Origin of the sequence: Streptomyces sp. NPDC013157, assembly GCF_042899865.1 — a bacterium.
Lineage (GTDB): Bacteria > Actinomycetota > Actinomycetes > Streptomycetales > Streptomycetaceae > Streptomyces.
On the sequence record NZ_JBIBAK010000039.1, the window covers coordinates 1 to 11,641 of the forward strand.

11 protein-coding genes and 1 pseudogene are annotated in these 11,641 nt (G+C 67.5%); 6 read left to right on the forward strand and 6 right to left on the reverse strand.

All coding sequences use genetic code 11. The features are described from left to right. Positions 1 to 135 precede the first annotated feature (135 nt). Positions 136 to 2,154 (reverse strand): BTAD domain-containing putative transcriptional regulator, encoded by a 2,019-nt coding sequence (locus tag ACFY6U_RS52030; RefSeq protein ID WP_390050175.1) that lies wholly within the window; start codon positions 2,152 to 2,154, stop codon positions 136 to 138. 166 nt (positions 2,155 to 2,320) lie between these two features. On the opposite strand from ACFY6U_RS52030, the gene ACFY6U_RS52035 reads away from it, so the two are divergent. Both ACFY6U_RS52035 and ACFY6U_RS52040 read left to right on the forward strand, forming a co-directional pair. Next, complete coding sequence (locus tag ACFY6U_RS52035; protein WP_390050177.1) at positions 2,321 to 2,974, forward strand: TetR/AcrR family transcriptional regulator; 654 nt, start codon at positions 2,321 to 2,323, stop codon at positions 2,972 to 2,974. A 1,013-nt stretch (positions 2,975 to 3,987) separates the two neighbouring features. Further along, positions 3,988 to 5,151, forward strand: a complete 1,164-nt coding sequence (locus ACFY6U_RS52040; protein ID WP_390050179.1) for a trypsin-like serine peptidase — start codon at positions 3,988 to 3,990, stop codon at positions 5,149 to 5,151. Between the two features lie 281 nt (positions 5,152 to 5,432). On the opposite strand, the gene ACFY6U_RS52045 is transcribed toward ACFY6U_RS52040, so the two are convergent. Next, positions 5,433 to 5,639: a hypothetical protein gene (locus tag ACFY6U_RS52045; protein WP_390050181.1), complete on the reverse strand. Its 207-nt coding sequence runs from the start codon at positions 5,637 to 5,639 to the stop codon at positions 5,433 to 5,435. On the opposite strand from ACFY6U_RS52045, the gene ACFY6U_RS52050 reads away from it, so the two are divergent. Both ACFY6U_RS52050 and ACFY6U_RS52055 read left to right on the forward strand, forming a co-directional pair. Continuing rightward, positions 5,638 to 6,180: a sigma-70 family RNA polymerase sigma factor gene (locus ACFY6U_RS52050; protein WP_390050183.1), complete on the forward strand. Its 543-nt coding sequence runs from the start codon at positions 5,638 to 5,640 to the stop codon at positions 6,178 to 6,180. The genes ACFY6U_RS52045 and ACFY6U_RS52050 overlap by 2 nt on opposite strands. A gap of 149 nt (positions 6,181 to 6,329) precedes the next feature. Then, positions 6,330 to 6,590, forward strand: coding sequence for a WhiB family transcriptional regulator (locus ACFY6U_RS52055; RefSeq protein WP_360568055.1), 261 nt, complete (start codon positions 6,330 to 6,332; stop codon positions 6,588 to 6,590). Between the two features lie 242 nt (positions 6,591 to 6,832). On the opposite strand, the gene ACFY6U_RS52060 is transcribed toward ACFY6U_RS52055, so the two are convergent. From ACFY6U_RS52060 to ACFY6U_RS52070, 3 genes are all read right to left on the reverse strand, one after another. Further along, positions 6,833 to 8,314 carry a ketol-acid reductoisomerase gene (locus tag ACFY6U_RS52060; RefSeq protein ID WP_390050185.1) on the reverse strand — a complete coding sequence of 494 codons (1,482 nt, stop codon included), beginning with the start codon at positions 8,312 to 8,314 and terminating at the stop codon, positions 6,833 to 6,835. A gap of 111 nt (positions 8,315 to 8,425) precedes the next feature. Beyond that, entirely contained in the window at positions 8,426 to 8,902 is a 477-nt protein-coding gene (locus ACFY6U_RS52065) for an MEKHLA domain-containing protein (RefSeq protein WP_390050186.1), read from the reverse strand. 170 nt (positions 8,903 to 9,072) lie between these two features. After that, positions 9,073 to 9,417 carry a sigma factor gene (locus tag ACFY6U_RS52070; RefSeq protein WP_390050188.1) on the reverse strand — a complete coding sequence of 115 codons (345 nt, stop codon included), beginning with the start codon at positions 9,415 to 9,417 and terminating at the stop codon, positions 9,073 to 9,075. 98 nt (positions 9,418 to 9,515) lie between these two features. On the opposite strand from ACFY6U_RS52070, the gene ACFY6U_RS52075 reads away from it, so the two are divergent. Continuing rightward, a complete protein-coding gene (locus tag ACFY6U_RS52075) occupies positions 9,516 to 9,677 on the forward strand; it encodes a hypothetical protein (RefSeq protein WP_390050190.1) in 162 nt (53 codons plus the stop codon). 626 nt (positions 9,678 to 10,303) lie between these two features. Here ACFY6U_RS52075 and ACFY6U_RS52080 read toward each other — a convergent pair. Then, on the reverse strand, positions 10,304 to 11,128 hold the full coding sequence (locus ACFY6U_RS52080; protein WP_390050192.1) for a DUF4232 domain-containing protein: 825 nt from the start codon (positions 11,126 to 11,128) through the stop codon (positions 10,304 to 10,306). 380 nt (positions 11,129 to 11,508) lie between these two features. Here ACFY6U_RS52080 and ACFY6U_RS52085 point away from each other — a divergent pair. Next, positions 11,509 to 11,641: pseudogene (locus ACFY6U_RS52085) on the forward strand (IS256 family transposase); the annotation flags it as partial.

The window sequence follows — 11,641 nt, forward strand, 5'->3', positions numbered from 1 at the left end:
AGGCGGACCCAGATCAACCTCGTCCTCGCCACGCCAGGCCCTCACCGGACCCAGCAGCGCAAACCGCAACCGCTCCTCCAACCGGCTTCCTTCCCAAAGAGATCTGCGACCGGCGCCAGCAGACGAGACCGCCTTTCAAGCCGAGCGCACGGATCGATGTACGACGAACTCATCACCGTGATCGACGGGAGGTCCCGTGCTGACGGATCCCGTCGAGTCCTGCGCAAGGCGCCGATTCGAGGCTTTCGGCGTTCCTGCTTCCGCTGACAGGCGGGCTGCGGGCGACGCGCCCGCCCTCGCGAGGACGTGTGCCGACTGGGCGGCTGTGATGGAGGTGGCGTAGGCCCGTACGAGCGTGTGCCACCGGTAGGAACCCGGCCGGGATGTCTGAAGCAGGCCCACGTCGTTGAGTTCGTTGAGCGCGGTCTGAGCGGCTGTCACGGATGTGGTTGTGAGTACTGATGCGGTCTCGGCCGTGATGTCGCCGCCTGGTTCGAGGGCCGGGGCAAGGCAGCGGAACAGGTGTGCCGCCGAAGGGCTGAGTTCGCGGTAGGAGCGGCCGAAGGTCTCGTCGACGCTGGCCCTGGTCAGGCGCAGTACCTCGATGGTGTCCCGAGGTTGCAGCGCGGCGTAGGTGGCGGCGCTGGCGCCGGCGTGGGCCAGCGCCAGCGGCAGCAGACCGCATCGCTCGACCAGGGCGTAGACGGCCTGCGGGGCCGCGTTGCCTATCCGGTCGCCGAAGTGTGTCGCCAGGAGTGCTCGCGCCTCGTGCGGGGCGGGCAGCCCGACCGGCACGAGGTGAGCCCCGACCGCGGTCCGGAGCGCGGTCATGCGTGACCGGCTCGTGATGAGGGTGATGCTGCCGGGCGAGCTTGGTATCAGGTCAAGGAGCTGCTCGACACTTCGGGCGTCGTCGAGCACGATGATCATGCGTCGGTCGCTCAGCAGGGTCCGATACAGGCCGGCCATCGCCTGCCGGCCCTCCGGGATCAGTCTCTGCTCGACTCCGAGTCCGCTGATGAGGGCGCGCAGTGCTGTCTCAGGAGCCAGCGGGCGACCGTCCCCGGCAAAGCCTCGCAGGTCGAGGTGGAGCTGGCCGTCCGGGTAGGTCGGGACCAGTGTATGGGCCAGGTGCAGCGCCAGTGCGGTCTTGCCGATGCCGGGCATTCCGTCGAACGCGACGACTGTCGGCGCGGGCCGGGAGGGGCTGATCAGCCCGACGATGCCGGACAGGAGATCCGCTCGGCCGACGAAGAACGGCAGGCGGGGCGGCAGCTGCGCGGGGCGACCGTGCGTTGCGCCGGGTCCCCGGGCGGTACCGGACTGCGACCGGTTGACTGCCGGTTCTCGCCTGGTGCCGATCGACTGGTACGCCGACTGCAGAGGAGGGCTGGGGAGGATGCCCAGCTCGTCGGCGAGACGGGCACGGACCGCGTGATAGGCCGACAGCGCCTCACTGTGATGTCCGGCCATGGCCAGATTCGCGACCAGTTCGGCATGCACCGGCTCGTGCAGCGGGCCGACGGCCACGGCCTGCCACAAGACGTCGAGGACCAGGTGAGGGCGCGACAGCTTCCGCGCGAGTTGGCCGGTCTCGGCTGCCAGCCGCAGATGCTCCCGGTCGAGCGCCGCGAAGACCGACTGGGCGGCGGGCGTCTCGGCCAGGCCGTCGCCGGCTGGGCCGTGCCACAGCCGGAGGGCCTCGACGCTCCTTCGCAGAGCGGTGCCCTCGTCTCCCTCGGCCAGGCTCTTACGAGCTGCGGCGACGATGCGTCTGAACGCCGAGAGATCAAGAGCGTCCGATGGCACCGCGAGCCGATAGCCCGATCCGTTGCGCAGCAGCCATCGGCCGGGGGATCGGGTGCCGAGATCCGGTTCCAGGAGCCGGCGCAGCGTACCGACGTACTTGTGCACCGTGTTGACCGCGCTCGGCGGTGCGGCCTCGCCCCACAGCAGGCTGATCATCTCGCTCATGCTGACGGGACTGTCGGCCCGTGCCAGCAGCAGGGCCAACGCACACCGTTGCATGCGCGATCCCGCGTCTACCTCGACGCCTTCGCGCCACAGCCGGAGCGGGCCGAGCACCTGCATGTGCAGGCTGCCCGGTGCGTCATAGGTATCCGCCTCCTGAGCGTTTCTTACGACTTTCGTCACGGCTCTCCCCCCGCCTGTTGCCGAGTTGATCGCGAGATAACGCCGTTCAACACAGTGAACAGCGTTGCAAAATATTGAACGAGGGACTCTGCCGTAGAGTCGGACTCTAGCGGCTCGATACTACCTCTGGTCACTAATGACAGGCTTTGTTCGCTAGAATCCGGGCATGAATGGCACTCCCATCAGCGCGGATGGCACCCCTGTACGTCCTCGCCGCGAGGAGTACCCGGCCCAGACCCGCGCCGCGGTGGTGGACGCGGCGCGACAACTGTTCGCGGAGACAGGCTTCTTCCAGACGACGGTCCGGGAGATCGCGAAACTGAGCCGGGTGTCTCCGGCGACGGTGTACGCGCAGTGCGGCGGCAAGCAGGGGCTGCTGCGGTCGCTCATGGACGGCTTCACACAGGCCGGGATGACCGATCGGTCCGTGCCGGAGTCGCTCCGCGCGAGCGACGGCGCCTTTGTGGTGCGGACCCTGGCAGCCGCCTACCTCCGGATCACCAAGGAATGGGGCGACGTCATCCGGGTGGTCATCGACGTCGCACCGCACGACACGGAGTGCAAGGCCGTGCTCGCCACCGCGCAGGAGCGCCACCGCCACAGCCTCACGACCGTCTGCCGCCATCTTGAGGACATCGGTGCCCTGCGCGACGACGTCGACGCACAGCTGGCCACCCGCATCATCACCTACTACTACGGCATCGACGGCCTGCTGCGCACTCGCGAGGTGTTTGGCGGGTCGTTGGAGCGTTCGAACGAGTGGCTCTTCGCCCAGGTGACGGCTGCCGTCCTGCGATCCCCGTCCGTAACAGAAGGCTGAATCTCCGCCGGACGACGCGGCTCCGCCACAGCCGGACGCGACCGCAGCCGTAGCCACGCGCGGGACGCGACGCTGCGGTACCCATCACGCCCCGGCCACGCCAGGTCCCACGTCGGCGCTCCGTTGCACCGAACCCGCGACAACCAACCGCACGACGTCCCGGACGCCGGGATTCCGGCTGTTTCCTTCCAGCACGGCCTCCGCACTTCGGGGCGAGCCTGACCCAGCAGATCCTGGCCGACCATGCCCGCGAAGAGCAGGGTGTTCAGCCGATCTCCTCAGCCACGTCGTCCGTGCAGTCGAAATTCCGCGCATGTGCGCCTGAGCGGTGACAGCACCGGCCGGGACGCCGACCCGGGGGACACCGAGAGCAGGCACGGAAGCCGCGATGAGACGACGCATGGATGATCACTCCTGAGAGGGATTTGCTTGAGACACCCGATCGAGACATGTCCGGCCGAGACCCGCGAGGATCGTGTGTAAGCGGTTGCACGGCCAAGCCAATCGTCAGGCTGTCCAGACCTTGTTGACGACCACTTCACGGATCGTTTATGTGCCGAGGTCCTCCGGCGGCGGACGGGCTCTGAACCGCTCCAGCCCGGCGAAAGCGCCTCGCGGGGCCGCGGACGCGTGGTGCACCACTCGGCGAACGCCCGCGCGCCGGGTCCCTGAAAAAGGGTGAACTCTGCGCCCGCGCTCCGCCGTGTGTGTCGGTATAGGCCGGCCGATCTCCACGGAGCCGATGTTGAACATCCAGACCAACGAACACCGCTCCGCCCGAAGTTGCGGCCGTGCCGCACCGCGGCCGCGCCTTCTCGCGGTTCGGGCACCGCGGCCGTGGAACCACCCGGTCTCAGCGCACACGGCGAGGCGGTGAGGATGCCGCGTGCCGGGTGCCTTCCCCCGCCGCACGGCCAAGATCCTTGGGGGCGCGCACCCAGCCGCGTCGTCGTAGCAGGACAGACCGTGCGGGGACCTGCCATCGCCGGCCATCGGGTCCGCCCGTCCACCGGGTGCCGCTGGCGGACGGCCCGCCCGCGCCATCGCTCCTCCCCGAAGAGATCTGGAGTATTTCCGTCATGTCTGCCTCGCGAAAAACCCTTTTCGCTGTCACAGCCGTGGCCGCTGTGGCGATCGCCATCGTGGCACTCCTGCCGGGCGGCGGAGCGAGCGGAGCATCTGCGAGCCGTCTGAACTCATGGCTCAGCGGCGATTGGAAGGACTGGGCCACGGCCAAGTGGAAGGGGGGCTCCGACGATTTCTACAACCCCACGATCCCGGGCCTGTGGAGCGGAAAGCGAATGTCCTCCGCGTCCTCCCCCGACGCCCCGATCTCGGACAGTACGGCAGACGAGGGAACATCCGACCCCGAGCCCCGCCCTGTCGCGGCCCTGGCGGCCGCGGCCCCATACCACGTAGGCGCGGGCACGGTCGGAAAGGTCTTCTTCGACTCACCCGACGGCCCGAAGGTGTGTTCCGGTACAGCCGTCCGCGATCCCGCCCGGCCCGGTAGGTCCGACCTGGTGTGGACTGCCGGGCACTGCGCCCATGCCGGCGCCAAGGGCGGCTGGTTCCGCAACGTCGTGTTCGTCCCGTCCTACAACGACGACGATCTCCCAGCGAACGCTCTGAATACGGCTCCCATCGACAAGGTCGCGCCCTTCGGTGTCTGGTGGGCGGACAAGGCCGCGGTGTCCCCGCAGTGGATGGCGCAGGGATCCGAGGTCGGCGGCGCCGGGGCACCGTTCGACTTCGCCGTTCTGCGGGTCACACCGCCGACCGGCGATTCGTCCCTGGAGGAAACCCTGGGAGACGCCGTGCCCGTCCGGTTCGACGTACCGGCCGTGAACTCCCTTGCCCAGACGTCCGCCTGGGGCTATCCCGCCGAGGCGCCGTTCGACGGGGACAAGCTGTATTCGTGTCAGGACCGGCCGACGCGCTTCTCCCCGGTGAGCGACCAGCCCACGATGTACCGCATCGGCTGCACCATGACCGGCGGCGCGTCGGGCGGCGGCTGGTTCGCCCTGGGGCCGGACGGAACACCGGAGCTGATCAGCAACACATCGGTCGGCCCCGCCGACAACACCTGGCTCGCGGGTCCCCACCTGGGGGCGCAGGCGAAACTGACCTTGGAGGCCGTCAGCCGCGCGTCCGGCGCTGCCTCGCCCTCCCCGTAGGACGGCCAGGCGGGCGGGCACCGGTCGAGCCAGGCGCGATCCCGGCGGGGATGCTCGTCCCCCAGGGGCCGCGCCGTCACGGTTCCACTGGACGTCCGCCGGACCCCGTAGGCCCACGAAGTCCCAGATCGCCGCCGACGAGAACCGTTTTCCCCATTCCCGGTTCGGACGGCCACGTTCTGTTCCCTCCCGCCCCATTACGGCTGTCGGCTGGACGGCAGCCTGCGTTCGGATCACACAGAAATTCCCGGAAGTCACAAGCCAGATGATGAACTTGCCGCTCATTTCGGCCCGTACTCCTGAGTGGAAAGCATTTCCTCAGTCATCGCGCCACGGATAAGAGAAATCTCGCGCGGGGAAATGCGCTGCGGGTCCTGGTGTCCTCCCCGTTCTCTTGGATCATCGGCCCGTTCCTCCCGCCTGGCGCCGCTGATTTCCCGGTCACAGGCCAGGTATCCGCTCGATCCGACACCTTGAGGAGTGGTCATGAGCTGGACCTTCAAAGGATCCGACGGGTCATCAGGATCCGCCGCGCAGACGGAGCTGGCCGATCACCGCCGACAGGTACTGGCACTGCACTCGTACGTGCGGAACCTGCTGAAGGGTGACCACATACGAGCCGAGGACATCGTGCAGGAAACGCTGCTGCGGTGCTGGCGCACCTACGGATGTGTCGGCAACGCAACGCTGCGCCCCTGGATGTTCCGCGTGGCGAGGAATCTTGTCATCGACAGCTACCGGAGCAGCAAAGTCCGCCCGCAGGAGGTCGAAGGGGACGTGTTCGCGGAGAACGAGGCAGTCGATCTGGACGCCACTGAAATCGTCCTGACCGAGATCGTGGTGCGGAGCGGTCTGGCCACCTTGTCCGCGGCACACCGGCAGGTCCTGGTCGAGGTGTACTTCCGTGGCAGCACCCTGGAGGAAGCGGCGCTGTCACTGGGCATCCCGAAGGGAACAGTGAAGTCACGCGTCCACTACGGGCTGCAGGCGCTGGGGAAGGCCTTGGCAGCACGCGCATACACAGAATGACGGCATGGCGAACGAAGCGCCGCCGTTCTTCCTCCGCCGACTTCGCCGGCTGTGCCCGCAGCGGTCATTTCGAACCGGACAGCACCACGTGTTCGCTATACGGATTCAGGAAACATCGAGAGAGAACTCTCGGAGAGCAGGGTGACAAAATGGGGATTTTGAACTGGAGCGAGAACGGACTGTGCAAGCCTGCTGATGCGGATGAAATGTTCGGCGAGGGTGCATCCCAGCAGCAGGCCAAGACGGTCTGCCACAGCTGTGAGGTGCGGGTGGAGTGCCTCGCCTACGCATTGGACCACCGCATGGAGTTCGGAGTCTGGGGCGGCATGACCGAGCGCGAGCGCCGTACCTTGTTGCGGCGTAACCCAGATATCGCCTCCTGGCACCGGCTTCTTCACACAAGGCCATAGCCGTTCGCGGTGCGGTGGCTGACCACAACGGCCAGCACAGGACGCCGAGTTGTCTACGGGCGCCGAGGCCGGTTCCCGCTCGCGCAGGTGGCTCTGTCCACGAGAACAGGTTCTGGCTCAACTTCTGGAGCCAGAACCTGTTCTCGTGGACAAGGCCACGCGGGTGACGGCGACGGCACGTCCGGCGCCGACCGTCACCCGCGGCAGCGCCCCGAGCCCCGACAAGGAACGGCACCCGGGCGTCACTCCACGAAGATGTCCACGGACGGGCGCATCTGTGAGCAGACATCGAGCACCTGGTGGAGGACGTGCCCCTCGAACGCCGCGAACGGCGCGGGATCCACCGCCTTGCGGTCCACCGAGGGATACGCGACCTGCGTGAGCAGGTAGTCGAAGCGCGGGGCCCACTTGCGGGCGCCGAGCCGCGCGGTGGTCGAGCAGTTGTCGACCATGTAGGCCACGCCGCGAGCGTGCATGTACGGGTTGAGCGAGTCGACGGCCTCGATGACGGACTCGTTGGCGATCTCGGAGTAGGGATGCCCGTGCTCCAGCAGCAGGTCGGCCTGCGCCATCATGATGCCGCAGAAGACACCGGCGGTGAACGGGTCGAGTGGGACCTCGCCGTCCACATGGCGTCGGGCGCGTACGTCCTCGCCGACGTGCCACATGTCCGCCTGGTCGATCTTGCCCATCGGGAATCGGCCGAGGCGTCGGCCCGCCAGGATGACACTGCGGATCTCGTTGCCGGAGGCCACCTCGTCGTAGATCTCCGCGGTCAGTTCCAGGCCGACCGGGTACGACGCGGCGTAGGCGTCGGCGAACACGTCCCGCTCGTGGACCGCAAGGCGACGGTAGACACCGATCAGGCCGTCCTTGGAGATGGTCCGTGAGACCGGTCCTGTGACGCACTCCACCGAGCGGCGGAAGGCGTCGTAGTCAGTCATGCCCTCGTGGTCGCGGTAGCGACGGTAGAGACTCTCGACGACGCCGTGCACGCCGGCGAGCAGCATGGCGCGCTCACCGGTCAGGTCGGACAGGTACTCCGACCGGAGTGTGGTCTGGAAGGTGAAGGGCGCACCGAGCGCCACCGACCAGCCGAGGGCCCGGTCGACGGCCCGCCCGGTGACGTCCTGCTCGACGGCGAAGCTCGCGTTGATCCCGGCTCCGTTGACGGTGGCACCCTGTACGTACAGAGCCCGCACCGACGGGCCCATGCCCTTGGGGCACACCGCGACCACGTCGACGTCCTCCGGAAAAGCATCGCCCACGTCGTTGAGGTGACCCAGCAGGAAGCCGTGGGACAGTCCCAGTGTGGTTCCCGGGCGCAATGCCGCGAAGATCTGCCGGTAGTAGTCGGCGAGCGCGGCGTCGGAGATCAGCAGCAGCACCATGTCGGAGGCCGCTATGACCTCGAACATCTCACCGAGCGTGCCGTTCTGCTCGGTGAAGCCCGCGGCGCGGGCTGCGTCCAGGGAAGTCGAGCCCTCGCGCAGTCCGACGGCTACTTTGACGGCGTCGCCGAGGGAGTCCCGCAGGTTCTGCGCCTGAGCCGGTCCCTGTGAGCCCCAGCCGATGACGCCGATCTGGCGTACCCCCTCGAACGCGGCGGGCAACCGGTCGAAGAGGTGCCGGCCGCCGCGCACGATGGCTTCCCGCCGTTCGCCGAGGGTCACATATTCCTTGTCGAAGACGAGGGTGTCGAAGTCCAGCGTTTCCAGGGTCATCAATGTGTCTTTCTCTCGTGGCGGTCTCTACGAGTGCCGCCGTTCACGGACAGTGCGGTTCGGACAGGGCCACCGGCCGGAGCACCGACGACGGTCGGCCGGGCGGCCAGGTCAGGCGTCGGACCAGGAGCGGATGATCGCGGCCTGTCCGCGCACCGTGCCGTCGGTCTCCGTCAGGTTCCATATGGTGACGTCCTCTATCCAGAACCGGCGGCCGGCCCCGGACTCGCGCAGCCCGCGGTATCCCTCGACATAGCCGTTGCCCATCGCCTCTGCCATGAGGCGGTCACGCGCCGACCGGTCGGCGACCGGTGCCGACAGGCGGGAGGGGAGGCCGCGGAACTCCTCCCACGAGTAGGCGAAGAGCCGCTGCGCCGCGTTGTTGGCGTAGATGAAGACAGGGTCGTCGGCCGCGTCCTGGGCGAGGACCGCGAAGGGCGCGTCGTGGTAGAGCCAGCTGGCGGCCTCCGCCCCGCTCGGGACGTCCGGCACCAGCGGCCTGTCGAGCAAACGCTCGTGACTGCCGTTCAGCAGCGTGAAGAATGCCGTGTCCAGCGGTGACGATACGGAGATCACGTCGGTCCTCATGGTGAGCGCGCGGAATGTGGAGATCGCAGGCGCGGGTTCAGACATTTCTGGCTCGCGAGTCGCTCTGGTCAGCACGGGATCCGGGGTAGGCCGACGGGAGGAGAGCGAGCCGGTCCTGGCCGGTCCGGCGAGGTGGGTCAGGCAAGGCGGGTGAACCTGACAAGGCCGCGCTAGGTTCGCCTCGGGAACACCGCGGCCTCCTTCGGCACCAGCTCCCGACAGTCACCTGACGCGCCCTCGTCCGGCTGCATGGACTTCGCCTCGTCGCGGGCGGTGACGACATCCCGGGCCAACGTGAGCAGGCGCCCGCGCAGTGAGCCCTGCGGGTTGGTGATGATCTCCGGATGTCTCCACGCCCGGATCACCGTCTCCTGCACAACGTCCTCGGCGGCTGCACGGTCGCCGGTCAGCCGAGTCGCGTACGTCAGCAGGGCATTTCCGTGCTCCAGGTACAGCATGCGGATCAGGGTTTCGTGACTCGTCGCTCGCCGGGCACGCGACCACAGGATCGCCATCTAGTTACTCCATCCCCGTGAGTTCACTCGCCATCGGGGTGGCTTCAGCTGAACTCTTCTGATCATGCACATGCTCCTCACGCATGGAGGAGAGGCACATGAATGACGGACAGCGCGCCCATGACAGCGACAGTGATGACAGGTCAGACATGCTGGAACGCGGTTTCCCCGAACAGCCCGACAGAGACTTTTCGTTTGTCGAAGCGGTTCTGTTTCAGGGCGTGCCGTACCGGGCAGGATCACTCCCGGCCACTGCCTGAGCAAGACAACCCGCTCGGTGTCTATGCCTCGTCTACGCTCGCTTCACGGATCGTCAACGGGGGCGGATCCGACTGTGGATCGCGACAGCGGAGCGAAGGAACAGACTGGTCGCCTCGGTCGCGGGCAGCAAGGTTGCCCCTGTCATGCCCCAACCACTTGGGGGAAAACCTCAGGCGGGCGCTCCACCCTCAACTGGTCGGCCTCGTCCGGGACGCCGAGCCTGACAGCGTCGAGATGTCGTGCCGTCACCGGTCGAGGCGGGCACGTCGTCGGTCCGGCCCGCTGCAAGAACGCGGCGTGAGGGGCCGGCGACGGTATCGGCCATGAAGGACCCTGTTGGCGACCGGCTCACCGGCCCGGGGTCCGTTCGGACGGCCTCTGGGTGGAGGGTGTCCGGGGCCTCGGTCTCGGTTCCCCGACACCGATCACACGGCCTGCGTCGGCGTCCGGCGTTGTTCGGGACGCTGCCTCACACGCGACCGTGCTGCGTTGCCCGAGGCGGGAGTGACGGCGTCGGGAAGCGGAGCGACCTCACGAGCAGGACAGCCGTGGAGACAAGTGCGACCTGCGACAGTACGGGTGCGCCGCCGAAGCGGCGCACCCGTACGCGCTGTCAGGATCAGGATCAGGCCCCGGTGCCGAGTTGGAAGGGCGAGAGGGTCGCGGGGGAGCCCGCCGGCACGTCGCCGTTCGTCCAGTCCACGTGCAGCGAGGACCTCTCATCTGGCGGGGTGATCAGGATTGCCGCGGGAGCGACCGTCTTGGCACCGCTGACCTTGGGGTTGCCGAAGCTCAGACCGGCCCAGGCACTCTTGCCGGGCGCCAGCGTGATCTTGGTGGCGGTTGCCGTGTTCCGCTTGGGATCCGGCCCCAGCTGCGCTCCGGAGCCGTCCACGAAGGCGACGCCCGGGAAACCGTCGAGGGTGCAGGCATGGTCGGAGAAGTTGGTCACGATAAGGGGGAAGTTCTCCTGGCCGGCACCAGGATTGTTGTCACCGACATTCCCCCGCAGTACAGCTGTCGTGCAGCGGCTCCCGGAGACTGCCCCGGAAGACGCCGAGCCACCGGACGTCTTCGTACCACTGCTGTTGCCAGTCGTGGAACCACTGTTCCGAGAACCGGAACCGCCGGCCTTGGAAACAGAGCCGCCGGCCTGAGAAACGGAGCTCGATCCGCTGGAAGAAGCGGGGGCGGCGGCCCCTGCGCCACTGCCTGTGTCGGGATTACAGGCGGTGAGCGCAAGTCCCAGAGCGAACAGGGAAACAGCCGTCAGACCACGACCAACGATTTTGGAGCGCATCAGATTTTCCTTCACTCGATAAAAAGCTTTCCTGGGCACTGAACCCGGGGCAGCCCTGCTGTTCCGGCACTGTCCGGTCGGCATCTGACAAAATCTTCCCCCGGCTGACATACCGGGTTCGCCGAACATCGCACCTGTAAGGTGCGACATGCCTAGGTGCTTTGACCGCAGAGGTCTGTACCGCTACCGCCTGGTCCGGAATCCCGGCGCGGCACCGCCGACTCGGCGGACACCTTTTCCGGTTGTCCTCGGGCGTCCGGCTGTCAATTCGCTGCCCCCGGTGCCGCGTGCAACCCTTCGACACAACCGTCTACGGGCGACGGCACCGCACAGTTCAATCCATCGAGGCGTTCCTTACGCCGCCGTGCCTGCCTGCCCGTAACAGCGAAGGCCGCGGGGTTGCGTCCAGGGAAGTGGTGTACGGGTTCGACCTGATCCGGGGGTTTGCTCCGGCGTTGGGATGGTGCCCGCATAGTTGAACGGCCACCGGCTGATCTTCGAGGTGTCGAAGCTCGAAGGAGATCAGCACGATGACCGCACCCGACAGTCTGCCCCTGCACGCCCTCGCCGAGGACAATCTCGCCGCGGCGAGTCCCGATCTGCTGCGCGCGATGGTCAAGACGTTCGCCGACGCGCTCATGTCCGCGGAGGCCGACGCCCTCT

What these genes read in the sequence shown, in the direction of transcription:
- ACFY6U_RS52045 (WP_390050181.1), bottom strand. Translation starts at nt 5,639, where the DNA reads ATGACCACTCCTCAAGGTGTCGGATCGAGCGGATACCTGGCCTGTGAC.
- ACFY6U_RS52050 (WP_390050183.1), top strand. Translation starts at nt 5,638, where the DNA reads ATGAGCTGGACCTTCAAAGGATCCGACGGGTCATCAGGATCCGCCGCG.
- ACFY6U_RS52080 (WP_390050192.1), bottom strand. Translation starts at nt 11,128, where the DNA reads ATGTCGCACCTTACAGGTGCGATGTTCGGCGAACCCGGTATGTCAGCC.
- ACFY6U_RS52075 (WP_390050190.1), top strand. Translation starts at nt 9,516, where the DNA reads ATGAATGACGGACAGCGCGCCCATGACAGCGACAGTGATGACAGGTCA.
- ACFY6U_RS52060 (WP_390050185.1), bottom strand. Translation starts at nt 8,314, where the DNA reads ATGACCCTGGAAACGCTGGACTTCGACACCCTCGTCTTCGACAAGGAA.
- ACFY6U_RS52035 (WP_390050177.1), top strand. Translation starts at nt 2,321, where the DNA reads ATGAATGGCACTCCCATCAGCGCGGATGGCACCCCTGTACGTCCTCGC.
- ACFY6U_RS52055 (WP_360568055.1), top strand. Translation starts at nt 6,330, where the DNA reads ATGGGGATTTTGAACTGGAGCGAGAACGGACTGTGCAAGCCTGCTGAT.
- ACFY6U_RS52065 (WP_390050186.1), bottom strand. Translation starts at nt 8,902, where the DNA reads ATGAGGACCGACGTGATCTCCGTATCGTCACCGCTGGACACGGCATTC.
- ACFY6U_RS52070 (WP_390050188.1), bottom strand. Translation starts at nt 9,417, where the DNA reads ATGGCGATCCTGTGGTCGCGTGCCCGGCGAGCGACGAGTCACGAAACC.